This is a genomic window from Alistipes sp. 56_sp_Nov_56_25 (assembly GCF_001915285.1).
Taxonomy (GTDB): domain Bacteria; phylum Bacteroidota; class Bacteroidia; order Bacteroidales; family Rikenellaceae; genus Alistipes; species Alistipes shahii.
Genome location: NZ_MNQF01000063.1, coordinates 111,892 through 138,491, shown reverse-complemented (window position 1 = coordinate 138,491; position 26,600 = coordinate 111,892). Strand labels below are relative to the sequence as shown.

Below are 26,600 nucleotides of genomic sequence, written 5' to 3'. Positions count from 1 at the left end.
GCCAAGACCATGAAATCATACAGTTTCCTGAAAAAATACCTGCTGGCAGCCACGGCAACCGCCGCCCTGCTGTTCAGCGCGTGCGACCTGGACGAACACCCCACGTCGTTCGTAGGACCCAAGGAGTACTACAAGACCCGGGCGCAATGCCTGGCGGGCCTGAACGCCTGCTACATACCGATCAACAGCATCTACGACTACTGTTTCCTGATTATGACCGAAGGCGTCACCGACCTGATGTACATCGCTTCGGGGACCAAGGACGCCCAGCTCGACATATCCCCCGCGAAGCCGCTCAACGGCCAGAAGATATGGACCCAGTGCTACAAGGGCGTCATGTACTGCAACTCGACCATCGCCGCCATCGAACGTTCGCCCCTGAACGACATCAAGGAGTCTTCGGAAGCCGACAAGCTGCCGCTGCTGGCCGAAGGCGTGGTCATCCGCTCGTTCTACTACTGGCTGCTGACCTGCATCTTCGGCGACGTGCCCTTCTACACCAAGGAGGTCGCCGACCAACAGGTGATGCAGGAGATCGCCCACATGGGCCGCATGTCGGCAAAGGAGACCCGCGACTACCTGATCGACGAATTGCAGCGTTACGTGCCCTCGATGGACCAGGTGCGTTCGTCGGAGGTCGCGGACAACCGCATGGGCGCCGCGATGGGCTGGATGATGATTGCCAAGCTCGCGCAGTGGAACCACCGCTGGGACGACGCCCTCGAGGCGCTCGGCGAACTGGAGAAAATCTACGGCGACCTGCAACAGTATCCGCTCGAAGACATCATGTTCCGCAACAAGAACACCCCGGAGTCGATCTTCGAGGTGCAGCGCACCTACACGCCCGGCGGACTGTCCGTCACGACCAACGTGGCAGCCATCACCACTCCGTACCACAACGGCAAGGGCATCTACGACGGCGTGGAGATTCCCGAAATGGGCACGGGCATGACCACCTGGACCTCCATGCGCCCCAACAGCTACTTCTGCGACGGTCTCCAGACCAAAAAAAGCAACGACAAGCGCAAAACGCTGAACATGGCGTGGGAATACGACGGCAAGCCCTTCTCGGGCGTGGGAACCCGTCCGTGGCTCGGCCCGAAATTCTGGTGTCCGGGGATGCAGAACACCGCCGACTTCTCCAACCAGAAGGTATTCCGCTATGCCGACGCCATCCTGATGATGGCGGAGTGCTACGCCGAGACGGAGGACTCCGACGAGGCCGTCCGCTACCTGAACATGGTCCGGGAACGCGCCGGAACCACCGCCTACGTCTTCAAGAACAAAGATGCGCTTCTGGAGGAGATCCAGAAGGAGCGCGGACGCGAACTGCTGGGTGAATTCCAGCGCAAGTTCGACCTGGTACGCTGGGGAATCTGGTATCAGATGACCTACGAATACACCAACTACCCGACGCTCAAGGACAACATGCTCCCCTGCCACGAATACTACCCGATCCCCGACAAGGAGGTCGTCTATTCGGGCGGCGCACTCGACAACAAGGCCTATAACGAATACGGCATGTAAGGCCGACGGAACGAACAAAAAAACACAACGATGAAAAATAACCTTACAGACAGCATCTACAAAGCGTGGCGCACGGGCATCCTGCCCCTCGTCACGGCGCTGCTCCTGCTGACCGGATGCGAAATGGATTCGGACATGGACCTGCCGCTGAATGTGGATTCCAACAAATACACGCTGACTTCGGACGCCGGCTCCACCCAGGTGCGGATCTATTCCACCGGCGAATGGTCGGTCCGTCTGTCGGAAGACGTGGAATGGGCCTCCATCAACCGCCTGAACGGCTCGGGGAACACCCCCGTACTGTTCAAATACGGCGCCAACTACGGCGTGCCGCGCACCGTGGACATCATCTTCACCCGCGGCGGACTCGAACAGGCGGTACGCATGACGCAGGAGGGCGAAGACCCCATCCTGTCGTTGGAGGAGAGCCGCATCGAGATTTTCAGCAACCCCTGGGACCTCCGCATCGGGCTTGACAACAACCTCCGGGAGGATTACAAACAGATCCGGGACACCATCGTCTATTCGGTGATTCCCGACGAGGACGACGACGAAACGCCCGAGCCGGACGAGGAGTGGATCGAAAACCTGGCCGTCGGAACCGACGCCGTCACGTTCAGCACCCTGAAGAACAACTCGCCGCGCAAACGGCAGGCCGCGATCACGCTGACCTATATCGACGCCAAGGAGAAGAAACACGCCGTCACGCTGACCGTCACGCAGGCGACCGAAGAGGCCTGCATGACCTTCACGCCCGACCGCGCCAAGACCACACGCAAGGCCACGACCATCAAGGTCGAACTGAAGCACAACCTGGGCAGCCTGCTCGGCAAGGTGGTCTGCACGCCGGCCTACGAAGGCGCGTCGGCCGACTGGATCGAGAACATCACGCTCGAAGATAAAGTGCTGTCGTTCGACGTGAAGGAGAACGACTCGGAAGGCCCGCGCAGCGCGTCGATCGCCTTCTCGCTGCCGGGAACGGCCGGAGAGCTTACGCCCGCGGCGCCGTTCGTCGTCGAACAGACCTACGAAGCCGACTACCGCACGCTGATCAAGGGCGAGAGCGGACAGGTCGTGATCAACAATCCCGAAGCCAGCTTCGAGGGCATCGTGATCAGCGACAAGGACAACGCCAACGTGGAGACGACGCCCAACACGGAACGCAACGCCACCGACTACACGGTGAACGCCAAGACGGCCTACGTGCAGATGCTCGACGGCAGCTACGGATACCGCCTGCAATTCGACGCGGCGGACGACAACACGCTGAAACGCTACTCGCAGGTGAAAATCTCGCTCAACGGCGTGACCCTCACCAAGGAGGCCGCCGAACGCTACACGCTCAGCGGACTGACGGCGGCCAACATCGTCAGCCAGACGCCCGGAACGGCCAGCGACCTCATCCGCAAGGAGAAGTCGATCGGCCAGCTCACCGACGAGGACATTTACACCTACGTCTCGCTCCGGGAGGTGGAATTCGCCCTGCCCGACGGCAGCTACACCAACGTCAACGAAGGCTATTTCGGAACGGCCAACCACACCAGCTGCGTGCCCCGAACGCTCTGTGACAAGGACGGCGGCGCGATTTCGATGCTGGTCAACAACAAGACTCCCTGGCGGCGCGACGGCAGCGGCATGCCCAAAGGCAAGGGCACGTTGAGCGGCGTCATCGTCCACGACCTCCAGCCCCGCTACGGCTACACCAACGAGGGGTACATCGGCCGTTACTCGGTCCGCGTGCTCGAAAAGGAGGAGATCGACCTCGCCGCTTCGGAATCGAGCTCCATCCGCCAGACGCTCGTGGAGTGGAACTGGAACAACGCCGAGGTCAGGACCAACGCCGACGGAACGATCGCCCCGGATAGGGGCAACGGCTCGCTCTGGTGCACCGACCCCGCAGCCAAATACCTCCTGGACAACGAGTACAACGGACTCACGACCAGCGCCGGGCTGAACAACAAGAACGCCCTGAAATTCGAGAACACCTACTGGTGGGACTTCGCCGAAAACACGGGCTACGCCGTGGCGCTGAAATTCTCGACCGAGGGCGCCGGCGCAAACCTCTCGCTCAACTTCACCAACTCGCAGGGCAACGCCGGCGGCACGAGCATCTACGGCCCCGTCTACTGGCAGGTGGAGTACTCGACCGACGGGGTGAACTTCACCGTGCTGCCCGAATCGGGCTTCTGCTGCCGGCCGTTCGTCTATTGGCAGGGAGCAGGCGGCAAAGACCTCTCCTACTGCGCCGTCCCGGGCTACGCCGACCGCGTGTTCATCCTGCCGGACGCCCTGCGCAACCGCCCGGAGGTCACGCTGCTGATCAAGGCCCGGAGCACGCAGTGCATCGCCTCGAACACCGCCACGGTGGACCAGGGAGACACGGGCACGATCACATCCGACATGGCGGCCAACAAGCGTTCGCCGATGCGTTTCGGAACCATAGCCGTAAAGAGTAACAAATAAACCGCTCAGGCGGGGAGGGCGCGTCCCTCCCCCGCCGATGCGCGAAACCAAATTCAGACCACGATGAAACAGATAAAATCATTGTACCGAAGGCTGCTGCTCCCGCTGCTGGGCGGGCTGGCGCTCACGGCCTGCGAAAAAGACAACGGCGAAGAGACCCGCGTCTCCGAGTTCGGCCCCTACAAGAAAGAGATCATAGCCCCCTGGAAAGGCGGCACGGGGAGCATTCCGGTCCTCGCCAACCAACCCTACGACATCGAACTGATCAATCCCGACAACGGATGGCTCACGCTCGACACCGAGGGCCGCGGAACGCATTTCACGGGCGACGACTATTTCAAATTCCAGGCCACGACCAACGACGGCTTCCCCCGCATGGAGGGCATCCGCCTCTGGACCCACAACCGCGCGGATACCGTATACATCAAACAGGAGGGCTTCATCACCCCGAAACTGGACTTCTCGACCCGCAGCATCATGGTGCTCGGCGACGGCGGACAGGCGACGGCGCAGCTCTCCACCAACCTCGAACTGGAGGACCTCCGGCAGTCGATCGTCTACACGAGCGCCGACGAGGGCGGATGGATTTCGGACCTCGACATCAGCAACGGGTTCCTGATTCTCCAGACCGACCCCAACGCCGACCCCGAAGCCCTGCGCAACGCCCGCATCACCCTCAGCTACCGCGACGGGTGGAACCGGACCATCTCCTCGACGGTCTACCTCACGCAGGCCAACGCCAAGAACGAGTTCGGGCACGAAATCTCGTTCAGCGAGGTGCGCGACCTGGTGGGCATCGTCAACAAGGACGTCTACATCGAGGGACGCATCATCAGCGACATCGGCAACGGCAACAACGGCGAGAACATGATGACGGGACAGACCTCGATCGACTACACCGAGACCTACCGCACGGCCTACATCCAGAGCCTCGACGGTTCGCAGGGCTTTATGATCAAGACCGTGACCGAAGACGACAACATCTTCGAACGTTACAGCAAGGTCCGCATCCTGCTCAAGGGCGTCACGGTCGAAGCGGAGTCGAACCCCGAACGCTACATTCTCAAGAAAGTCACCTCGGCGATGGTCATGTCCTCGGTGTCAGGCTCGGCGGCCGACATTCCGCAGAAGGTGAAGCGCTACAACGAGCTGACCGACATGGACGTATACACCTGGGTAACGCTGGCCGACTGCGAACTTCCCGTACGCAAAGGCAGCCTGACGCCGATCAACGAAGGCTATGCACGCAGCACCAATGCCAACCGCGAAACGAAATACCCGATGCTGGTGCGCGACAAGAACGGCGACAGCTTCTACATGCTGACCAACACCACCTGCAAATACCGCCGCGACGGCAGCATGCTGCCCTACGGTTCGGGGAACATCTCGGGCGTACTGGTTCACGAGACCCACGACCGCTTCGTCTGGATGGGATCGAAGGACATGGGCGACATCGGCCGCTACCAGATCCGCCACCTCACCCGCGAAGACATCGCGCTGGAGAAGGATTTCGAGAACAGCTTCTCGGCCCTCCTGACCGAATACCGCTACGGCAAGCTCGAAAGCCACATCTTCCGCCCCACGACCGGCGACAACGGCTACCTGACCTTCACCCATCCCGACGAGAAATCGGGCGACGCAGGCTGGGGCGTGAGCGACCCGAGCTACCTCGGCCCCATCGGCAACGAATCCAACCCCGACAAAGAGAAACCCTGGGGCGGCACCAATAAAGGCAACATCAACGGAAACGGCGTCGTCGAAAACGGCAAACAAATGTGTTCTGACCCCGGAACCAACCACGACGGCAAGGGAAACCTGACGAGCGCGGAATTCTCGGCCTGGACCAACAAGTGCCAGTGGTGGAACACCGAAACCGACCGCAGCGAAGCATGGCTGCTCCACTTCTCGACGCAGGGCATCTCGACCGATGTGCTCTCGATGCAGGTAGCCATGCAGAACCGCAGCATCGGAGGCCCCCGCTACATCAGGGTCGACTGGTCGGAACACGGCGACAACAACCGCGACGACTGGAACCCGATCACCGAATTCCAGGTCCCCGACATCGTGAACTGGAACTACACCCTCTACTGGCAGTGCGCCGGCTACAAGTACATCAACGTACCTCTGCCGCTCGAACTGCTCGGCAAGGACGACGTATGCATCCGCTTCTCGGCCGCGAACAAGAAAGCCGGCGGCAAGGAAGACGGCGAGTTCGACGACCAGACCATCACCACCGGAGAGATCGCCTTCTCCTACATCGGCGTACGTTACAACAAATAACCCTATCCGGAAGCACCCCGCCTGCAAACGTTTTGCAGGCGGGGCTTCCCTAACCGCTCAACCAGAATCCAAACCGTGAAACACCTTCTATTCCTGATTTTCGCCGTCCAGGCCTGTCTGCCGGGATTCGCAGCCTGCGACGGACGCGTCCGCATCGTACCCCGCCCCGCCGAGGTCGAAGAACTGCCGGGATCGTTCCGGCTGACGCCCCGAACGCCCGTCGTCATCACGGACGAACAGCTGCGCACGCCCGCGGAGATTTTCGCCCGCGCCGTCGGCAAGCTCCCCGGAACCGACCCCGCCGTCACCGCCGCACCCGAAAAACATGCCGTGACGCTGCAACTGCAACCGGGCTACGAAGCCGAAGAGTACCTTCTGGAAGTCGGCAGACAGCGCATAACGGTCACGGCATCGACGCCCCAGGCGGTGCTGCACGGGCTTCGCAGCCTCCAGCAGCTGGTCGCCGGAGGAGAGATTCCCGCCTGCGTCGTCCGCGACAAGCCCACGTTCGCCTACCGCGGGGCGATGCTCGACGTCTGCCGCCATTTCTTCCCGGTCGAGGACGTGAAGACCTACATCGACATCCTCTCGCTGCACAAGATCAACAAATTCCACTGGCATCTGACCGACGATCAGGGCTGGCGGATCGAGATCAAAAAATATCCGCTGCTCACCCAGATCGGGTCCCGGCGTGCGGAAACGCTCGTCGGACGCTACGACAAGAACAAAGAGGGCGTTTACGACGGCAAACCCTACGGCGGGTTCTACACGCAGGAGGAGATCCGCGAGATCGTCAGCTACGCCGCAGAGCGCCATATCGAGGTGATTCCCGAAATCGAGATGCCCGGGCACGGGCTGGCGGCGCTGACCGCCTATCCGTGGCTCGGCTGCACGGGAGGTCCCTATGCCGTATGGACCCATTGGGGCATCAGCGACGACGTTTACTGCGCGGGCAAGGAGACGACGTTCGAATTCATCGAGAAAGTGCTCACGGAGGTGCTCGCGCTGTTCCCCTCGAAGCTCATCCACATCGGCGGCGACGAGTGTCCCAAAGGACGCTGGAAGGCGTGCCCCCTCTGCCAGCAGCGCATCCGCGAGGAGGGGCTCAAGGACGAATACCAGTTGCAGAGCTACTTCATCCACCGCATCGAACGCTGGATGCATACCCACGGCCGGGAGATCATCGGTTGGGACGAAATCCTCCAGGGCGGCATTTCGAAAACCGCGAACATCATGTCGTGGAACGGAAGCGACCCCGGAATCAAGGCCGCACAGCGGGGAAACCCGGTGATTATGACGCCGAAATGGTACTGCTACTTCGATTACAGCCAGACCTCCGACCCGGAGCGTTACGAACCGCTGGGCAACACCCGCTACGTCTCGGTGCGGCAGGCTTACCGCCTCGACCCCTGCGACCGGCTCACGCTGCCCGACCAGAAACGGATCAGGGGCGTGCAGTGCAACCTCTGGACGGAGTACATCGCGGACATCCGCCACGCACAGCACATGGTCCTGCCGCGCATGGCGGCTCTCGCCGAGACGGGCTGGGCCAACGACCGCAAGGATTACAACGATTTCGTGCGCCGGATTCCGGCACTGGTCGCCGTCTACAAGGCCGAAGGCTACAACTACGCCCCCTATCTGTTCGAGGGCATCGAATGACGCGCCGGCAGCGCTTCCGAAGCCGAACACCCCGCAGGTCCTGTGACCTGCGGGGTGTTTTTCCATGCGCCGCCCGCCCAAAGCCCCGGCAACGCCCCGGACGCAGCCATGGGAACGTCGGCACGCGAAAGCGTCCCGGCCGAAAGCGGCTATTTCTCCGATACGTAAAACCACCGGCCCGTATCGAACTCGGCCCGGACCTTCCGGTTCTCCCAGTGGACGGAAAACACGAACAGGTAGTCCCGACGCCCTCCGGCGGTTTCGATCGGCAACAGTATTTTTATCTGCGTAAGCTTATCCGCATCCCGCAGGAGATTCTCGAATACCCACCGTTTGAGGTCGCGACTGTAAAAAACCCGGTTCTTGACGGCAAGCGACTCCGAAACACAGCTTCCCTTCACGACCACGGAAGGAACCTGCGCGTCGTGTCTGTCGAGCAGCTTCACACCCCGGTGAAACACCCCCTCTGCGGCATTCGAAACTCCATCCACGAAGACGGCCTCGTCCCAGATGATTCCGAAGTCGGAATCGCTCTCGTTGGTCAGGGAAAAATCGACATGCGTCGGCTCGAAGGTGAAAACGACGCGGATCGTGGAATCCCGGTAGCCGGGCGTGGTGAATCCCTGCTCATTCTCGGGATTGCCGATAACGCCGCCCCGGGCGCCATCGGTCTCGACAGATTCCAGACGAACCCGATAATAGTCCAACTCATATCCCTTCGGCCTTGCCTGCGGGGATAAGGGAAGCGACAGCAACAATGCGACAAACGCCAGGACAAGTCTCATAGCACCCTATTTGAAGTTTATCCGAATTTACGGTTTTATTTCCGATCCGCCAAATTCCGAGGCTCCGAAAGTTCCATTCGCGCCCTCATCCGCCGTACACCATCCCGTCGCCGCACCATCCCGCCTCCGTCATCGCCGATTTTCGCCCCGCCGCCCGTGACTTCGGCGGCGTTCGGCAATGAATCCTCACACCGAACGCAAGTTACGTCGCATCGCTCGCCTCCGCTCGCGATAACCGCGCTCCGTGACTTCGACGGCGTTCGGCAATGAACCGACAATCCCTGCGGGATCAATAAAAGAGTAAGGACGAAAGTTTCGAATCAATTCGATCTTCCGTCCTTCCTCTTTTATTCGCCTACGGCGTTTTGGTGGTCATTGCACTCACTAACTGCCGAAGTTGTCGTACAAGATATTCTCCGGCGGCACGCCGAGGTTGTCGAGCATCTTGACGACCGAAGCGATCATCATCGGAGGTCCGCACATGAGGTAGATGCAGTCCTCGGGAGCCTGGTGGTTCTTGAGGTAGTTCTCGTAGAGCACGTTGTGCACGAAGCCCGGCGTGTACTTCACTCCGGCGGCGTCCGCCTCGGGATCGGGACGGTCGAGGGCCAGATTGAACGAGAAGTTGGGGAAATCCTTCTCGATCTGGTGGAACTCGTCGAGATAGGGAACCTCCTTCAGCGCACGCGCGCCGTACCAGAACGACACCGGACGGTCGGTCTTTTCGGTCTTGAACAGGTGCATCAGGTGGCTGCGCATCGGAGCCATGCCCGCACCGCCGCCGATGAAGATCAGCTCCTGCGTCGAGGGCAGATTGTCCGGCAGGAAGAATTCGCCGTAAGGACCCGAAATCGTGATCTTGTCACCCGGCTTGCGCGAGAAGACATACGACGAGCAGATACCCGGGTTGACCTTCATAAAACCGCCCGTGGCCTTGTCGAACGGAGGCGTGGCGATACGGATGTTGAGCATGATGATGTTGCCCTCGGCCGGATGGTTGGCCATCGAGTAGGCGCGGAACGTCGGTTCGGGGTTGGTCGTCACCAGATCCCACATCTTGAATTTGTCCCAGTCGGCGCGGAACTTCTCGTCCACGTCCATCGACGAGAACTTGATGGCGTCGTACTTCGGAATGTCGATCTGGATGTAACCGCCGCTGCGGAACTTGAGGTTCTCGCCTTCGGGCAGCTTCACGACGAACTCCTTGAGGAAAGTCGAGATATTGCGGTTCGAGACCACGGTGCACTCCCACTTCTTGACGCCCAGCACGGCCTCGGGAACACGGATTTTCATATTCTCCTTGACCTTCACCTGGCAGCCGAGACGCCAGTGGTCCTTGGCCAGCTTGCGCGAGATGAAGCCCGTCTCGGTGGGCAGAATGTCGCCGCCGCCTTCGAGCACCTGACATTTGCACATGCCGCACGAGCCGCCGCCGCCGCACGCCGAAGGCAGGAACACCTTGTTGTTGGCCAGCGTCGAAAGCAGCGTCGAACCGCTTTCGGTCGTGATGACCTTCTCACCGCCGTTGATGTCGATCACGACGTCGCCCGAGGAGGTCAGTTTCGCCTTCGCATAGAGAAGCAGTGCGACCAGCACGAGCGTTATGGCCAGAAAGGCCGCAATCGCTATTAAAATCGTTGTAGTCATTTATCGGAATCTCTTTTTTTAAAGGTTAGAACTGAATGCCCGAGAAAATCATAAAGGCGATACCCATCAGACCGGTGATGATGAAGGCGATGCCGGGGCCTTTCAGCGCCGCGGGGATGTGCGAATAGGTCGTCTTCTCGCGGATGGCGGCCATCATCACGATCGCCAGCCACCAGCCCAGTCCCGAGCCGAGTCCGTAGACGATCGTCTGCCAGAGCGACGTCAGTTCGCCGCCGTCGACCTTCTGCTGCATGAACAGCGAGCCGCCCATGATGGCGCAGTTCACGGCGATCAGCGGCAGGAAGATGCCCAGCTGGCTGTAAAGCGTCGGCGAGAACTTCTCGACGATCATCTCCACCAGCTGCACGAACGCCGCGATGGTGGCGATGAAGACGATGAACGACAGGAAGTTCAGGTCCACGCCCTCGACGAGCGCATTGGCCTTCAGCACATATTCGTACAAGAGGTAGTTCAGCGGAACGGTCATCACCATCACGAACGTAACGGCGGCGCCGAGTCCCAGGGCCGTCTTCACGCTCTTCGACACGGCGATGTAGGAGCACATGCCGAAGAAGAAGGCGAAGACCATGTTGTCGATGAAGATCGACCGGATAAAGATATTCAATGATTCCATACGTTATCCTCCTATTTTTCCTGTAAGTCCTTGTTGCGCGAACGGTGCACCCAGATGATGCAGCCCACGATGATCAGCGCCATCGGCGGGAAGAGCATCAGTCCGCAGTTCGAATAGAAGCCGCCCTCGGCCATGTACCAGCTCTCGGGGATGATCCGGTAGCCCAGGAGGCTGCCCGAACCGAAAAGCTCGCGGAAGAAGGCCACGATGACCAGAATCAGACCGTAGCCCAGACCGTTGCCGATACCGTCGAGGAACGACGCCCAGGGCTTGTTGGCCAGCGCGAAGGCCTCGATGCGGCCCATGACGATACAGTTGGTGATGATCAGTCCGACGTAGACCGACAGCTGCTTCGAGACTTCGTAGACGAAAGCCTTGAGCACCTGGTCGACGAGAATCACCAGCGCGGCGATGACCACCAGCTGGACGATGATGCGGATGCGCGAGGGAACGCCGTTGCGCAGCAGCGACATCACCAGGTTCGAGAAGGCCGTGACGACCGTCACGGACAGGGCCATGACGATGGCGGGCTTGAGCTGTACGGTGACGGCCAGCGCCGAGCAGATACCGAGGATCTGCACGATGACCGGGTTGTTCGCCGAGAACGGACCGATCAGGTATTTGAGGTTCTTTGCCGAAAACAAAGGCTCTTTTTCCATCTTACTCATTGTTTTCTACGTTTTCTTCGTTAGACACTTCGGCCGGAGCGGGAGCCGCAGCGTTGCGCTTGGCCTCCAGCAGGGGCAGGTAGTTCTCCAGGCTGTTGTAGAGCATCGCCGTCACGCCGTCCGAGGTCTTCGTACCGCCCGAAATGGCATCCACCTCGTGCGCGGGGTCCTTGGCGCCGCCCTTGCGGAGCGTCACCGAAACGAACTTGTCGCCGTCGAAGATCGTCTTGCCGACGAAATTGGCCTGGTACTTGGGCGTCGCGATCTCGGCGCCGAGACCCGGGGTCTCGCCCTTGTGGGCCATGATGATGCCGGCGACGGTGTTCATGTCCTTCTCGAGAGCCACATAGCCCCAGACGGGTCCCCAGAGACCCATGCCGGTCACGGGAATGACCACCCGGCCGTCCCGGGCCTCGAAGATCGGGAACTTGCCCGCCTCGAAGGTTCCCGGCAGGTCGTTGAGCAGCGCGAAGACATCCTCGCCGTCGACGCGCCTGCCGTCCTTGTCGACGACATAGGCGTCGATGAACTCGTCGTAGGACCGGTCACCGGCCGACAGCGACGCGAGGATGGCGTGCTTCTTCTCGTTGAGTTCGTTCTCGTACTGGCGTTTCTGGAGTCCCAGCGCGGCCAGCGCGAGCAGCGTGGCCACGATGACGACCATCACCGTCGAGTACATAATAATATAGGCATTGCCGTTCTTGTCGCTGAACAGGCCCTTCTTCTCCGGCTTCAGCTCGGTGAATTCCGAGGCGGGAACTCCGCAGACGGGGCAGTTAGCGGGCGCGGCGTCTCCTTCGTGGATGTAGCCGCAGACGTTGCATTTGAATTTTTTCGTTGCCATAACAGTCTCCCCTATTTTGCGAGTTTGACACGTTTGCGGCGGCGCGAGATGTTGGCCTCGACCACGTAGTAGTCGACCAGCGGCGCCAGCGCATTCATAAAGAGGATCGAAAGCATCATGCCCTCGGGATAGGCCGGGTTGACCACGCGAATCAGCACGGCCAGCGCGCCGGTCATCAGGCCGACGATGTATTTGCCCGTGTTGGTCTGCGACGAAGTCACGGGATCGGTGGCCATGAAGACCGCACCGAAGGCGAAGCCGCCGACGATCAGGTGATACCAGGCGGGATAGGTCGTCACGCCGAGCGCCTGGAAGAGGTAACCCATCGCCAGTCCGCCGACGAACACCGACGCCATCGTGCGCCACGAGGCGATGCCCGTGAACAGGAGGATGGCGCCTCCGAGAAGGATGGCCAGCGTCGAAGTCTCGGCGAACGATCCGGGGATGAAGCCCAGGAAGGCGTCCAGCGGCGAGTAGTTCATCGCGCCGGTCGTGCCGAGCTGTTCGAGGGCCGTAGCGCCGGTGATGCCGTCGACCTGCGCGCCCATCATCGTCCAGTCGGAGTACCACACCGTCTCACCCGACATCGAAGGGGTGTAGGCGAAGAAGGCGAAGGCGCGCGCCAGCAGCGCGGGGTTGAAGACGTTCATGCCCGTACCGCCGAAGACCTCCTTGCCGAAGACCACGGCGAAAGCCGTCGACAGCGCGACCATCCAGAGCGGCGTCGACACCGGGAAGATCATCGGGATCAGCAGACCCGTGACGAGGAAACCCTCGTTGACCTCGTGGCCGCGCGCCTGCGCGAACCCGAACTCGATGCCCAGACCCACGATATAGGAAACGCAGACCATCGGCAGCACGCGGACCAGTCCGTAGAAGAAGGCCGTGAAGCCTTCGAGTCCGACCTGGATGCCCGTGTTGTAGCAACCGAACAGAAAAGCCGGCATCAGCGCCGCGACGACCATGATCATCGTACGTTTCATGTCGTTGCAGTCGCGGATGTGCGCGCCCTTCGAGGTCGTGGTGTTGGGTACGAAGAGGAACGTCTCGAACGCATCGAACGTCGACTCCAGAAAGCCCAGCTTGCCTCCCTTGGAGAAGGTGGGCTTGATATTGTCCATGAATTTACGAAGTCCCATCTTTAAGCCTCCCTGATCATTAAGTTAATACCGTCGCGGATGATCTGCTGAATCTCGATCTTCGAGGGATCGACGAACTCGCACAGCGCGAAGTCCTCTTCGGTGACCTCGTAGATGCCGAGGTTCTCCATCTTTTCGATGTCGCCCGCGAGGCACGCCTTCAGCAGGTACATCGGGTAAATGTCCATCGGCAGGTACTGCTCGTAAAGCCCCGTCACGACGAACGGACGCTCGCCGCCGTTCATGTTGGTGTCGAGGTTGTAGGCCTTCTTCGGGCAGAGCCACGAAAAATAGGCGCGCGACACGGAGAACTTCCCGAAACGGGGCATCGCCCAGCCCAGCAGTTCGTACTTGTCGCCCTCGGGGATGGCGGTCAGCTGATTGGCGTAGAAGCCCATGAAGCCGTCCGGCGCGGTCCGGGTGCCCGTGAGCACGTTGCCCGAGATGAAGCGGACGCTGTCGCCCTCCTTCTGTCGCTTCACGTTGCCCTTGACCAGGGAGTCGACCTTCGCGCCGCCCACCATGCGGACGTACTGCGGACGCTCGATCTCCGAACCGGCCACGGCGATGATCTTCGTCATGTCGACGCGGCCTTCGTTGAACAGGCGGCCGATGATGGCCAGATCCTGGACGTTGACCGTCCACACCACTTCGCCCTTGTTCACCGGGTCCACGTGGTGGATCTGCACGCCGACGTTGCCGACGGGGTGTTTGCCCGCAAAGGCGTGGAGTTCGGCGCCCTTGAGCGAGGGCATCTGCCCTTCGGCCTTGGCGCGCACCGAGAGATGCACCTTGCCCGGAGTGAGTTTGCGCATCACGTCGATACCCGTCTGGAGGTTCTTCTGCTCGGCTTTCAGCACGAAATTGTAATCCGGGGCCAGCGGCGCGGAGTCGAAGGCGGAGATGAAGACCGCTTTCGGCGTGTCGCTGGGGTCGGCGATGATGCCGTAAGGGCGCTGCACGATCATCGGCCAAAGGCCCGACCGGAGCAGCAGGGAGACGATCTGCTCGCGCGAAGCCGACCCGAGGTCGGTCTTCTCAAACTCCTCGTACTCCTGGGAGGCGTCGGGAGTCACCGTCACGGAGAGGACCTTGCGCTTCTCTCCGCGGTTGACGGCAGCCACCGTACCGCTGACGGGCGACGTGAAGAGCACGCGTTCGTTGTACTTGTTGAAGAACAACGGCGTGCCGGCTTTCACCCGATCGCCCTCCTTAACCAGCAGCTTGGGAGTCACGCCCTCGAAATCGAGGGGCGAGAGGGCATACTCCGAAGCCTGCGGCGCGTCCGCGAGCGACTCCTGGGGTTTGCCCACCAGATTGATGTCTAAACCCTTGCGTAGTGTAATGATTTTCGACATGGTTAATGATTTTGATTGTTATGTTTGGAATTCAAGTTCGGCTGTTAGTGAGCTAACAATTAATTCGCGTGCGAAAGTACGAAATTTTTCCCGAAATTCCCCATGCGCAAACCATTATTTCTTAAATTTAATTAAGATTTGGAGCGCCCGCTTTCGGGACAAAATAAAGGCCTTACGAATGCTTCCGATGCGAAAGAATTTCGAAAGAATCCGGAGCGAAAACAACCTCCGGAAAACATCCCCGCGTCCCGCCGGCCGGCAGCCGGAAGCGAAGGTTAAAAAATTGGCTCCAAATTCGCAATGCTCCCGCTAAAATTCCTACATTTGCAATCCGGATGCTCCCTTACGTCAACATACACACCCATCGCCCGACCGGTTCGGGGATCGAACTCCGCACGGCGGGCGTGCACCCGTGGGACGCCGCGACGCAGGACGCCGCAACGCTCGGCCAGCGTCTCGGCGGGGCGCAGGCCGTGGGCGAAACGGGACTGGATTTCGTGCGAGGCGCCGACCGTGCGGCCCAGCTGTCCGCACTGCGGACGCAGTTGCGGCTGGCCCGCGAGCGGGGACTACCCGTGGTGCTCCACTGCGTCAGGGCCTTCGAGCCGCTGATGCGCGAACTGGCGGCCTCGGAACCCCGGGCCGTGATTTTCCACGGCTTCATCGGCTCGCCCGAGCAGGCGCGGCAGGCCCTAGCGAAAGGTTACTGCCTCTCGTTCGGCGAACGCACGTTCGCATCGCCCAAGACCCTTGCGGCGCTGCGCGAGACGCCGCTTTCGCAGCTCTTTCTGGAGACCGACGACAGCCCCGTGCCCATCGCGGAAATTTACGCCCGGGCGGCGGAGGCGAAAGGGGTGCCGGAGGAGGAGCTGCAACGGGCAATTTTAGATAATTACAAACGAATATTCACAGGCGGCGAGTACGAAGGACCGGGCCGGACGAAGGGCGACAAATGACAATGACAAATGGAAATGCATACGCATAACTGGCTGGAAAGAACCGAATTGCTGCTCGGCAGCGAAAAACTGGAGCTGCTGCGCAACGCCCACGTGCTCGTGGTCGGGCTGGGCGGCGTGGGAGCCTATGCCGCGGAGATGATCGCCCGGGCGGGCGTGGGACGCATGACCGTCGCCGACGCCGACACGGTGAACGCGACCAACATCAACCGCCAGCTGGTGGCCCTCCATTCGACCGTCGGCCGCCCGAAGGCCGAGGTGCTGGCCGAACGCCTGCGCGACATCAACCCCGGAATCGGACTCACGGTGGTCGACAAATATATCAAGGACGAGGAGACCTATATCTTATTGGACGCCGCGCGCTACGACTACGTGGTGGACGCCATCGATACCCTCTCGCCGAAACTGGCGCTGATCGCCGCCTCGCTGGAGCGCGGGCTGCCGCTCGTCAGCTCGATGGGCGCCGGAGCCAAAACCGACCCCACCAAACTCGAAATCGCCGACATCTCGAAAACCCACCACTGCCCGCTGGCCCACATGCTGCGCAAGCGGCTCCACAAGATCGGCATCCGCCGGGGGTTCCGGGCCGTATTCTCTCCCGAGCCGATGCGCGAAGGAGCCATAATCCTCTGCGAGGAGCAGAACAAGAAGTCGAACGTCGGAACGATCTCCTACATCCCCGCGCTGTTCGGAATCGGATGCGCTTCCGTGGTGATCAGGGATTTAATCGGCGAACTGGAGGGCTGAAAGCCCTCTTCAAAGGGCGGCGGACCGAATCCGCATCCGGGAACCGAGTCCGCGCCGCCGAACGCAATTTACAAAAACACAAAGGATATGCAACCGAACATCGTATTTCTGGACGAATACTCGCTCGGCGACGCCGACCTCGGGTCCATCCGCGCGCTGGGCAACTACACGGGTTATCGGACCACGGCCCGCGAAGAGGTCGCCGACCGCTGCCGCGAAGCCGACGTGGTGATCACCAACAAGGTGGTTTTCCGCCGCGAAACCCTCCGGCAGCTCCCCCGCCTGCGGCTGATCTGCGTGGCGGCGACCGGCATGAACCATATCGACCTCGAGGCCGCGGCCGAACTGGGCATTGCAGTGAAAAACGCCGTGGGCTACTCGACCCACGCCGTGACGGAGACCACCATCGGCGCGGCCATCGGCCTGCTGCGACAGACGGTCTATTACGACCGCTACGTCAAGACCGCATATGCAGGATCGCCCCTGCAATACCACTTCGGGCGCACCACACACCAGCTTTACGGCTCGAAATGGGGCATCGTCGGGCTGGGCAACATCGGCCGCAGCGTCGCCCGCGTCGCCGAGGCGCTGGGATGCCGCATCGCCTATACCTCGACCTCGGGCGTCGTGCGCGAGGAACCCTATCCCGAAAAGCCGCTCGACGAACTGCTCCGATGGGCCGACGTGGTGTCGGTCCACGCCCCGCTGAACGACCGCACGCGCAATCTGATCGGCGCGCGCGAACTGGCGCTGATGAAGCCTTCGGCCATCCTGATCAACGTGGCGCGCGGCGGCATCGTGGACGAAGCGGCGCTGGCCGCGGCCCTCGACGCCGGACGGCTCGCCGGGGCGGGGCTTGATGTTTTCACGCACGAACCGCTCGAAGCGGGCAATCCCCTGCTCTCGGTCCGTGAACCGGACCGCCTGCTGCTCTCGCCCCACAACGCCTGGTCGCCCGTCGAGGCGATCGAAATACTCGTGGAGTGCATCGCACGGAATATCCGGGATTTCTATACTCCTCAAAACCAATAGCCGATGTCCCAGTCCGAACCCAACCTCACGGTCGTAATCCCGGTCCACAATGCAGCGCCCCACCTCGGCGCATGCGTGGAGAGCCTGCTGGCCCAGAGCTACACCGATTTCGAACTCATCCTGGTCGAAAACGGCTCGTCGGACGATTCGCGGGAACGCTGCGCCCGCTACGCCGCGGAACACCCCGGGCGCATCCGCACCCTGACGCTCGACGAAGCGTCGGTCTTGGCGGCCCGCAATGCGGGCATCGACAACGCCCGCGGGCGTTTCATCACCTTCATGGACGCCGACGACTGGGCCGAAAAGGAGTTTCTGGCCGAATTTTTCCGCGATCCCGCCCCGGGTCCGGGAACGATCGTCATGCAAGGCATACTGCTCGACTTTTCGGAGGCCGAGCCGCCGGGGCCGAACGAGGCGTTTTTCAGCTACGACGACGGGGCGCTCGCCATCGGCGACGATCCTTCGGCAGCCGTGGGACAGCGGTTTCTGCAGGACGGATGCAGCGTCTGCAAACTCTACCACACGGAGACGCTCCGCCGCCTCGGAATCCGCTTCATCGAACACCTCTGCTCCCGCGAAGACCACCTTTTCTTCTTCACCTGCATCAGCCGGATGCAGTCGGTCGTCTGGCGCAGCGGCCTCTACATGCACTACATGCGCCGCGGACGGAACACGCTCAGCACACGCCCCATGCCGGCCTGCGAACTCGTCGAGGCCGCCGAGCGGCTCGACCGCTTCATCCCGCAGTTGGCCGAACGCTTCGGCATCACGGACAAGACATACCTCTTCGCCCTGCGGCAGAATCTGGTCCGCGACACGCTGCTACGGGCCGCAAACAACATCCGTTTCGGCGACCGCCGGAGCGTCCTCGGAGCCATTGCCGCCCGCCCGGAGCTGTTCGGCGCAGAGACCTACGCGCCCCGCTGGCATCCGCTGCTGAAACGCCCGCTGCTCGACCGCATTCTGAAGGGAAGGGAGTGTCGCACGCTCCTCTATCTCCGAATCGCGCTGCGCAGGTCGTCGCTGCGCCTGCGCGGACGTTTTAACGCCTGAATCATGGACCGCAAACAACCTGTTTTCGACTTTCTCGACGCCCGCGGCATCCGCTACGAATGGTATGAACACCCCGAGGCCCCGACCATCGAAATCGCCCGCCAGTGGTGGCGCGACGACGGTTCGAAACACTGCAAGAACCTCTTCTTCCGCAACCACAAGGGCGACCGCCACTACCTCGTGTGTTTCGATTCGGAGCGGTCGCTGGCCATCCGCGACCTCGAAGCCCGCCTGCGCCAGGGCAAACTGACGTTCGCCTCGCCCGAGCGCATGGAACGCTGGCTGGGACTGCGGCCCGGCTCGGTCTCGCCCTTCGGGCTGATCAACGACCCGGAGAACCACGTCCACCTGTTCCTCGACGTCAACCTGCGCGACTGCCCCGCCTACTCGTTCCACCCCAACGACAACCGCGCGACGGTGGTCATCCCGCAGGAGGAGTTTCTGAAATACCTCGCCGCCGTCGGCAACTCCTACGAATTCATCGAACTCTACTGAAACTAAAAACCCCGGCCTTCCGGCCGGGGTTTTTCGCAATGCAGGGAGCGGTTATTTCATCTCCACCAGCGCTTTGCCCGTCATTTCGGCAGGCTGCTCCAGCCCCATCAGCTTCAGCACCGTGGGAGCCACGTCGGCCAGAATACCGCTGCGGACGGACTTCACGCGGTCCGACACCACCACGATGGGAACCGGATTGAGCGAGTGCGCCGTGTTGGGCGTACCGTCGGCATTGACGGCGTTGTCGGCGTTGCCGTGGTCGGCGATCATCACCACCTCGTAGCCGTTGGCCCTGGCGGCCTCCACGACCTCGGAGACACACTTGTCGACAGCCTTCACGGCCTTCACGATCGCCTCATAGACGCCCGTGTGGCCCACCATGTCGCCATTGGCGAAGTTCAGGCAGATGAAGTCGAATTTCTTTTCACCCAGCGCAGCGACCAGTTTTTCAGCCACTTCCGGGGCCGACATTTCGGGCTGGAGGTCATAGGTCGCCACCTTGGGCGAGGCGACGAGGATACGCTCCTCGCCGTCGAATTTCTCCTCGCGGCCGCCGTTCAGGAAGAACGTCACGTGGGCGTATTTCTCGGTCTCGGCGATACGCAGCTGTTTGAGGCCCTGCTTCGAAACCCACTCGCCGATGGTGTCGGGCACATTCTCCTTGTCGAAAAGGATGTGCAGGCCCGTGAACTTGGCGTCGTAGGGGGTCATGCAGCAGTAGTAGAGCGGCATGGTGTGCATTCCCTCGGCGGGCATATCCTCCTGCGTCAGCACGATGGTAAGCTCCTTGGCGCGGTCGTTGCGGTAGTTGAAGAAGATCACCAGGTCGTTCGGACGGATCATGCCGACGGGCTGTCCGGCAGCGTCGACGCGCACGACGGGCTTGATGAACTCGTCCGTAACGCCCTCGTCGTAGGATTTTTGCACGGCCTCGACCATGTCTGACGCCTTCTCGCCGACGCCGTCGACCAGCGCGTCGTAAGCGATTTTCACCCGCTCCCAGCGTTTGTCGCGGTCCATGGCGTAATAACGGCCGATGACCGTGGCCACCTTGCCCGTCGATGCGGCCATGTGCTTTTCGAGGTCGGCGACGAAGCCCTTGCCGCTGCGCGGGTCGGTGTCGCGGCCGTCCATGAAGCAGTGCACGAACGTATTTTCGATCTTATATTCGGCGGCGATGTCGCAGAGTTTGAAAAGATGCTCCAGCGACGAGTGCACGCCGCCGTCCGACACGAGGCCCATGAAATGCACGTTCACGCCGTTTTTCTTGGCGTATTCGAACGCGGCTTTCACCTCCGGGTTCTGCATGATCGAGTTGTCGCGGCAGGCGCGGTTGATCTTCACGAGGTCCTGATAAACGACGCGGCCGGCGCCGATATTGAGGTGTCCCACCTCCGAGTTGCCCATCTGTCCGTCGGGCAGGCCGACGTTCTCGCCGTCGGTGCGCAGTTCGGCATGGGGGTATTTTTCGGTCATGGCCGAAATGTATTCGGGATGCACGGTCGAAATGACGTCCGCCTTATCGTGACGGCCGTTTCCCCAGCCGTCGAGGATCATAAGTAATACCTTGTTATTCATATCTTACTCTGTTTTAATTACTACCGTTTTATTGCCTCCGGAGGCTGCATTCGTCGCCTGTGGCGCCGTTTACAAGTCTGACCCCATCCCAAACCCTTCCCTCGGGAAGGGCTTATCGCATCGCGACCGGAATGCGGACGGAGACCACACAATTATTTCACCTGCGCCCCGATCAGCTCCACGGCCTTGTCGATGGCGGCCTGCAAACCGTCGGGATTCTTGCCGCCGGCCGTCGCGAAGAAGGCCTGTCCGCCTCCGCCGCCCTGCATCAGCTTCGCGGCCTCGCGCACGACGGCTCCGGCATTCACGCCGCAGGCCGTGATCTCGTCGCCCAGCATCACCGTCAGCGTCGGCTTCCCGTCCCAGACGGAACCCACGACGAAAACCAGCCTGGGCGAACGCTGGCGCAGGTTGTAGGCCAGGTCCTTCACGAAGTCGGGACGGCGGTCGGTCTGCGTGGCGAAAAGCTGCATGCCGTGACGCTCGGGCGTCGATGCGGCGATCTTGTCGGCCCACTGGGCCACCTGCTCGCGGCGCATCGACTCGACCTCCTTCGAGAGGGTCTCGTTGCTTTCGAGCATCTTCTTCACGGCCTGCACGACCTGCGGGTTATTGAGGTATTCGGCGATGTTGCGCATCGTGTCCTCGGCGGCATAGAGCACCTTCTCGGCCTGCTCGCCCGTGACGGCCTCGATACGGCGCACGCCGGCCGAAATGGCGCTCTCCGAGAGAATCTTGAAGAAGCCGATATTGCCCGTGGCGCCGGTGTGCGTACCGCCGCACAGTTCGACCGACGACCCGAAGCGGACCATGCGGACCTTGTCGCCGTATTTCTCGCCGAAGAGCATCATCGCACCGCACTTCTCGGCCTCCTCCTTCGTAGCCTCGCGGTTCTCCACGAGCGGATAGTTGGCGCGGATGGCCCGGTTGACGAGTTGCTCCACCTTGCGCAGCTCCTCGGGCGTCACCTTCTGGAAATGCGAGAAGTCGAAACGCAGGATTTCGGGCGTCACCAGCGAACCCTTCTGCTCGACATGCGCGCCGAGCACCTTGCGCAGCGCCTCGTGCATAAGGTGCGTGGCGGTGTGGTTGTTGGCTGCGGCCTGCCGCTTTTCGGGGTCCACCCGGGCCGTAAATTCAGCCGCGGGGTTCTCCGGGAGCTGGTTCACGATATGGATGATCAGGCCGTTCTCCTTCTCGGTGGCCACGACAGGAATACGCTCGTTGGCGCTCTCGATCATACCGATGTCGCCGACCTGGCCGCCCGAGTTGCCGTAGAACGGCGTGCGGTCGAAAACCAGCTGGTACGATGTCTTGCCCTTCGACGTGACGCGGCGGTAGCGTGCGATGCGGACCTTCTCGGTCAGCGTGTCGTAGCCCGTGAAGACGCTCTCGCGGATGGGGAACAGCTCCACCCAGTCGTCGGTGTCGACGGCGGCGGCGTTGCGCGAACGCTCCTTCTGGGCCTGCAACTCCTTCTCGAAGGCGGCGAGGTCCACGCCGACGCCCTGTTCGCGGGCGATCAGCTCCGTGAGGTCGATCGGGAAACCGAACGTATCGTAGAGTTCGAAGGCGTCCTTGCCCGAAATAAGCTCCTTGCCTTCGCCTTTGGTTCTGGAGATCACGCCGTCCAGCAGGTTGATGCCCGTGGCGAGCGTGCGCAGGAACGAGGACTCCTCCTCCTCGATCACTTTTTCGATCAGTCCCTGCTGGGCCTTCAGCTCGGGGAACTGGCCGCCCATCTGCCCGACCAGTCCGGGAACCAGGCGGCAGAGCGTCGGCTCGGTAAAGCCGAGGTAGGTGTAGCCGTAGCGCACGGCGCGGCGCAGGATGCGGCGGATGACATAGCCCGCCTTGACGTTCGACGGCAGCTGGCCGTCGGCGATCGAGAAGGCGATGGCGCGCAGGTGGTCGGCGATCACGCGCATGGCCACGTCGGCCTTCCGGTCCTCGCCGTATTTCTTGCCCGACATCTCCGCGATGCGGCCGATCGTGGGCTGGAAAACGTCGGTGTCGTAGTTCGACTTCTTGCCCTGGAGGATCATGCAGAGGCGCTCGAAGCCCATGCCCGTGTCGACGTTGCGCGCGGGAAGTTCCTCCAGCGAGCCGTTTGCCTTGCGGTTGAACTGCATGAAGACGAGGTTCCAGATCTCGATCACCTGCGGATGGCTCGCGTTGACCATCTCGCGGCCCGGTTTGGCGGCGATCTCCGCCTCGTCGCGCAGGTCGAAGTGGATTTCCGAGCAGGGTCCGCAGGGTCCCGTCTCGCCCATCTCCCAGAAATTATCGTGCTTGTTGCCGCGGATGATATGGTCCGCGGGCAGGTACCGGAGCCAGTAGTCGTAAGCCTCCTGGTCGAACGGCACGCCGTCCTCCTCCGAACCTTCGAACACCGTGGCGTACATCCGCTCGGCGGGCAGTCCGTAGACGCCGTGGAGCAGTTCCCAGGCCCACTCGATCGCCTCCTTCTTGAAGTAATCGCCGTAGGACCAGTTGCCCAGCATCTCGAACATCGTATGGTGGTAGGTGTCGTGGCCGACCTCCTCCAGGTCGTTGTGCTTGCCCGAAACGCGCAGACATTTCTGCGTATCGGCCGCACGCGGATACTTGCGGGGGGCGTTGCCCAGGAAGATGTCCTTGAACTGGTTCATGCCCGCGTTGGTGAACATCAGCGTGGGGTCGCCCTTGACAACCATCGGGGCCGAAGGCACGATAGCATGCCCTTTCGACTCGAAGAAGTCGAGAAAGGCCTGACGAATTTTATTTGACTCCATGATATATTGATTTATCCTATTTTCACGTTCTTGATTTCGGGTTGCAAAATTACACATTTTAAACTAAATTTGCATCCTATTAAAGGAGATTTTTCCGCGATGGGCGAAAAAGGACACAGATTCGGAACCGAAACGCTTCGGACAGGCGCAGAGGAGCTGACACACGAGGCGCAGGTTCTCACGCACGGCGTGATGACGGCCCCGTTCCGGCTCCGCACCTACCGCCTGATCCGCAAGATCCTGATCGGATTCATCCTCGTGTCGATCGCCAACGTCCTCTTCTCCTACTTCTTCTACACGCCCAAGATGTACCGCATCCTGCGCGACAACCGCGAGACGGTGATCAAATACCGCATTCTCCAGGACCGCATCCGCACCGCCCAGCAGCGCGTCGACGAAATACGCCACCGCGACAACTACGTCTACCGCTCGCTCTTCTCGACCGACACGCTCTCGATCCCGGGCGTGTGGCAACCCTACCCCGATTCGAAATACGCCCCGCTCGCCGCCGACGACTACGCCCCGCTGATGGTCGGGACATGGCGGCAGCTGGACGCGCTGGCCCGGACGATCTACCTCGAATCGGTGTCGTTCGACGAATTGCAGCAGTTCTCGAAGAACAAGGAGCAGCTCTCGGCAGCCGTCCCGGCCATCTGGCCCATCGACCGCTCGGCGCTGCACAACAACCACATCGGCGCCTTCAGCGCGCGCCGCATGCACCCCGTGCTGGGCTACATCCGCCCCCACACGGGCATCGACTTCGGCTGCGACCGCGGCACTCCGGTCTACGCCACGGGCGACGCCGTGGTCGAAACAGCCTCGGCCAGCGGCTTCAACGGCGGCTACGGCAAGCAGGTGCTGCTCAACCACGAATTCGGTTACAAGACGCGCTACGCCCACCTGAACGAGGTGCTCGTGAAACCCGGCGAGCGCGTCACGCGCGGCCAGATCATCGCCCGGACGGGCAACACGGGGCGTTCGACGGGCCCCCACCTCCACTACGAGGTGATCCACAAGGGCGTGCCCGTCAACCCGATCAACTATTTCAACCGCAACATGACCCCCGAGGAGTACGAACGCCTGATGGAGAACATGCGCGAGACCAACTTCGAAAAGCTCTGACATGGCAGGTAAAAAGGATTTAGAGCGTCTGCGCAGGCGCAGGCGGCGCAAGCAGCGGATCATCCGCGCCACGGTCCACCTTTTCGTGTGGCTGGGGATGGCGGTGCTCTACTACGTGGGCTTCTCGGTCTTCTTCGACACGCCGTTCGAATACCAGATGAAGCACTCGACCGACCGCCTGCGCCGCGAATACGAGGCGCTGTCCACCCGGTACGACTCGCTCTCGACCGTTCTGGGAAACCTTTCGGAACGCGACCGCAACGTTTTCCGCATCCTCTTCGAGTCGGAGCCGTACGATTTCGACTCGGAGCACGAACAGCGGCAGAGTTCGACCTACGAAAAGATCGTGGGCCGCTCGACGCGTCAGCTCAAACGCGAACTGCGCGAGAGGGTGAGCGAGATGGAACGACAGCTCGAAACGCTCAACGCCTCGTACCTCGAACTGCAGGCGCGCATCGACACGGCGGGCCGCAGGTGCGACAACATCCCCTCGATCCAGCCCGTGATCAACAAGCAGCTGACGCTGCTCACAGCCTCCTACGGCATGCGCATCCACCCCTTCTACAAGACGCTGCAATCGCATCAGGGCGTGGATTACACCATCCCCGAGGGTTCGCGCGTCTTCGCCACGGCCGACGGCGTGGTGCGCGACGCGGCGCAGCGCAACTCGACGCAGGGCCAGACCGTGGTGATCGACCACGGCAACGGCTACGAAACCTCGTACAGCCACCTCTCGAAGATCAACGTCCGCAAGGGCCAGACCGTGCGGCGGGGCGACATCATCGCCCTCTCGGGCGACACGGGCCTTTCGCTGGCCCCCCACCTCCACTACGAAGTGCGGCTCGACGGCATGCGCGTCGACCCGATCCACTATTTCTTCATGGAGCTGACCCCCACCGAGTACCAACGCCTGATGCGCATCGCCCAGACCGGCATGCAGTCGTTCGACTGACCCGGCCAAGAGCCGGGATTCAGGCGGCAACGAGCCTTTGGAACGAGTCATAGCCGATACACGCCTTCGACCGAATAGCAAACCGAAAAATGGAAAATTCTGAAATCCGCCTTCTTCTGCTCGATTTCGACGGCACGCTGGCCGACACCCGGCGGGCCAACACGCTCTCCTACGTCGCGGCCCTCGGCGAGGCGGGCTACACGCTCACCGAGGAGGAGTACGCCGCCAATTACTTCGGAATGCGGTGCAACGAGTTTCTCACACGCTTCGGAATCGCCGACCCCGCCGAACGCGAGCGGCTGCGGCTTCGCAAGATCGCCCTCTACCCCACGTTTTTCGACACCGTGCGGCTCAACGAACCCCTGTGGACGTTCTGCCGGCAGTTCCGCGCCGGCGGCGGCCGCGTGTGGGTGGTCTCGACGGGCAGCCGGGCCAACATCGACAACGTGATGCGCCACCTGGGAATCGGCGGCCCCGCGGCAGAGGTCGGGGTCTCCGAAACGGGCTTCCATTCCGGCGTAACGGACCCCGCAGCGCCGCTGGGCCGTGTCGACGGCATTCTCTCGGGCGCCGACGTGGAGCGTCCAAAACCCGCTCCGGACTGTTTTCTGGAGGCCATGCGCCGCGAAGGCTGCACGCCGCGCGAGACGCTGATCTTCGAGGATTCCGCAATCGGCATCGAGGCGGCACGCCGCAGCGGAGCGTCCTATTTCGTGGTGAAATTGTAGACTTAAATCTTGGAGACAATCCGATCCCGACTCGATGCCGGGGCCGTTAAGCGACGGACCGGCTAAAAGCGCAAGCGGAGGGGACGGGGCGCGTGCGCCCCCGCGAATAGTCGCCCGGAGCCAGCGTTAGCCGGTTCGTCGCAGGCAAAGGCATCC

The 26,600-nt window shown here is 61.6% G+C and carries 21 protein-coding genes; 12 read left to right on the top strand and 9 right to left on the bottom strand.

Annotated elements, in window-relative coordinates:
* Positions 1-9: 9 nt before the first annotated feature.
* The 4 genes from BHV64_RS11330 (at position 10) to BHV64_RS11315 (ending at position 7,932) form a co-directional block, all read left to right on the top strand.
* The gene (locus tag BHV64_RS11330) at positions 10-1,527 is read left to right on the top strand and encodes a RagB/SusD family nutrient uptake outer membrane protein (protein ID WP_022062085.1); all 1,518 of its coding nucleotides are present in this window, start codon (positions 10-12) and stop codon (positions 1,525-1,527) included.
* 30 nt (positions 1,528-1,557) lie between these two features.
* A complete protein-coding gene (locus BHV64_RS11325; protein WP_288115977.1) occupies positions 1,558-3,990 on the top strand; it encodes a BACON domain-containing protein in 2,433 nt (810 codons plus the stop codon).
* A gap of 63 nt (positions 3,991-4,053) precedes the next feature.
* Positions 4,054-6,270, top strand: a complete 2,217-nt coding sequence (locus tag BHV64_RS11320; protein ID WP_217727024.1) for a DUF5689 domain-containing protein — start codon at positions 4,054-4,056, stop codon at positions 6,268-6,270.
* Positions 6,271-6,345: 75 nt separating this feature from the next.
* Positions 6,346-7,932: a beta-N-acetylhexosaminidase gene (locus tag BHV64_RS11315; RefSeq protein WP_288115975.1), complete on the top strand. Its 1,587-nt coding sequence runs from the start codon at positions 6,346-6,348 to the stop codon at positions 7,930-7,932.
* Between the two features lie 149 nt (positions 7,933-8,081).
* Here the strand turns inward: BHV64_RS11315 and BHV64_RS11310 are convergent, their stop codons facing one another.
* From BHV64_RS11310 to BHV64_RS11280, 7 genes are all read right to left on the bottom strand, one after another.
* On the bottom strand, positions 8,082-8,717 hold the full coding sequence (locus tag BHV64_RS11310) for a hypothetical protein (RefSeq protein WP_147620120.1): 636 nt from the start codon (positions 8,715-8,717) through the stop codon (positions 8,082-8,084).
* Between the two features lie 384 nt (positions 8,718-9,101).
* On the bottom strand, positions 9,102-10,364 hold the full coding sequence (gene nqrF, locus BHV64_RS11305; protein ID WP_044053950.1) for an NADH:ubiquinone reductase (Na(+)-transporting) subunit F: 1,263 nt from the start codon (positions 10,362-10,364) through the stop codon (positions 9,102-9,104).
* Positions 10,365-10,389: 25 nt separating this feature from the next.
* Positions 10,390-10,998 carry an NADH:ubiquinone reductase (Na(+)-transporting) subunit E gene (nqrE, locus tag BHV64_RS11300; RefSeq protein ID WP_044053949.1) on the bottom strand — a complete coding sequence of 203 codons (609 nt, stop codon included), beginning with the start codon at positions 10,996-10,998 and terminating at the stop codon, positions 10,390-10,392.
* A gap of 11 nt (positions 10,999-11,009) precedes the next feature.
* Positions 11,010-11,657 carry an NADH:ubiquinone reductase (Na(+)-transporting) subunit D gene (locus tag BHV64_RS11295; RefSeq protein ID WP_217727092.1) on the bottom strand — a complete coding sequence of 216 codons (648 nt, stop codon included), beginning with the start codon at positions 11,655-11,657 and terminating at the stop codon, positions 11,010-11,012.
* A 1-nt stretch (position 11,658) separates the two neighbouring features.
* Positions 11,659-12,510, bottom strand: coding sequence for an NADH:ubiquinone reductase (Na(+)-transporting) subunit C (gene nqrC, locus BHV64_RS11290; RefSeq protein WP_138265519.1), 852 nt, complete (start codon positions 12,508-12,510; stop codon positions 11,659-11,661).
* 11 nt (positions 12,511-12,521) lie between these two features.
* Positions 12,522-13,631, bottom strand: a complete 1,110-nt coding sequence (nqrB, locus tag BHV64_RS11285; RefSeq protein ID WP_015546002.1) for an NADH:ubiquinone reductase (Na(+)-transporting) subunit B — start codon at positions 13,629-13,631, stop codon at positions 12,522-12,524.
* Between the two features lie 20 nt (positions 13,632-13,651).
* Positions 13,652-15,007: a Na(+)-translocating NADH-quinone reductase subunit A gene (locus BHV64_RS11280; protein ID WP_015546001.1), complete on the bottom strand. Its 1,356-nt coding sequence runs from the start codon at positions 15,005-15,007 to the stop codon at positions 13,652-13,654.
* Between the two features lie 335 nt (positions 15,008-15,342).
* On the opposite strand from BHV64_RS11280, the gene BHV64_RS11275 reads away from it, so the two are divergent.
* From BHV64_RS11275 to BHV64_RS11255, 5 genes are all read left to right on the top strand, one after another.
* On the top strand, positions 15,343-15,963 hold the full coding sequence (locus tag BHV64_RS11275; protein ID WP_149887740.1) for a TatD family hydrolase: 621 nt from the start codon (positions 15,343-15,345) through the stop codon (positions 15,961-15,963).
* A gap of 9 nt (positions 15,964-15,972) precedes the next feature.
* Positions 15,973-16,710: a tRNA threonylcarbamoyladenosine dehydratase gene (locus BHV64_RS11270; RefSeq protein WP_288115971.1), complete on the top strand. Its 738-nt coding sequence runs from the start codon at positions 15,973-15,975 to the stop codon at positions 16,708-16,710.
* 87 nt (positions 16,711-16,797) lie between these two features.
* Complete coding sequence (locus tag BHV64_RS11265) at positions 16,798-17,742, top strand: NAD(P)-dependent oxidoreductase (RefSeq protein ID WP_138265522.1); 945 nt, start codon at positions 16,798-16,800, stop codon at positions 17,740-17,742.
* Positions 17,743-17,745: 3 nt separating this feature from the next.
* A complete protein-coding gene (locus BHV64_RS11260; protein WP_288115969.1) occupies positions 17,746-18,795 on the top strand; it encodes a glycosyltransferase family 2 protein in 1,050 nt (349 codons plus the stop codon).
* 3 nt (positions 18,796-18,798) lie between these two features.
* Positions 18,799-19,290, top strand: coding sequence for a prolyl-tRNA synthetase associated domain-containing protein (locus BHV64_RS11255; RefSeq protein WP_118406852.1), 492 nt, complete (start codon positions 18,799-18,801; stop codon positions 19,288-19,290).
* Between the two features lie 51 nt (positions 19,291-19,341).
* On the opposite strand, the gene gpmI is transcribed toward BHV64_RS11255, so the two are convergent.
* Together gpmI and alaS are read right to left on the bottom strand one after the other, a co-directional pair.
* Positions 19,342-20,868: a 2,3-bisphosphoglycerate-independent phosphoglycerate mutase gene (gene gpmI / locus BHV64_RS11250; protein ID WP_195635863.1), complete on the bottom strand. Its 1,527-nt coding sequence runs from the start codon at positions 20,866-20,868 to the stop codon at positions 19,342-19,344.
* Positions 20,869-21,020: 152 nt separating this feature from the next.
* Entirely contained in the window at positions 21,021-23,645 is a 2,625-nt protein-coding gene (alaS, locus tag BHV64_RS11245) for an alanine--tRNA ligase (RefSeq protein ID WP_193559071.1), read from the bottom strand.
* Between the two features lie 96 nt (positions 23,646-23,741).
* Here alaS and BHV64_RS11240 point away from each other — a divergent pair, with 96 nt between their 5' ends.
* The 3 genes from BHV64_RS11240 to BHV64_RS11230 all read left to right on the top strand — a co-directional run bounded on the left by BHV64_RS11240 (position 23,742) and on the right by BHV64_RS11230 (position 26,444).
* On the top strand, positions 23,742-24,764 hold the full coding sequence (locus BHV64_RS11240; protein ID WP_149886066.1) for a M23 family metallopeptidase: 1,023 nt from the start codon (positions 23,742-23,744) through the stop codon (positions 24,762-24,764).
* A 1-nt stretch (position 24,765) separates the two neighbouring features.
* On the top strand, positions 24,766-25,716 hold the full coding sequence (locus BHV64_RS11235; protein WP_217727028.1) for a M23 family metallopeptidase: 951 nt from the start codon (positions 24,766-24,768) through the stop codon (positions 25,714-25,716).
* A gap of 89 nt (positions 25,717-25,805) precedes the next feature.
* The gene (locus BHV64_RS11230; RefSeq protein WP_217727030.1) at positions 25,806-26,444 is read left to right on the top strand and encodes an HAD family hydrolase; all 639 of its coding nucleotides are present in this window, start codon (positions 25,806-25,808) and stop codon (positions 26,442-26,444) included.
* Positions 26,445-26,600: the final 156 nt, after the last annotated feature.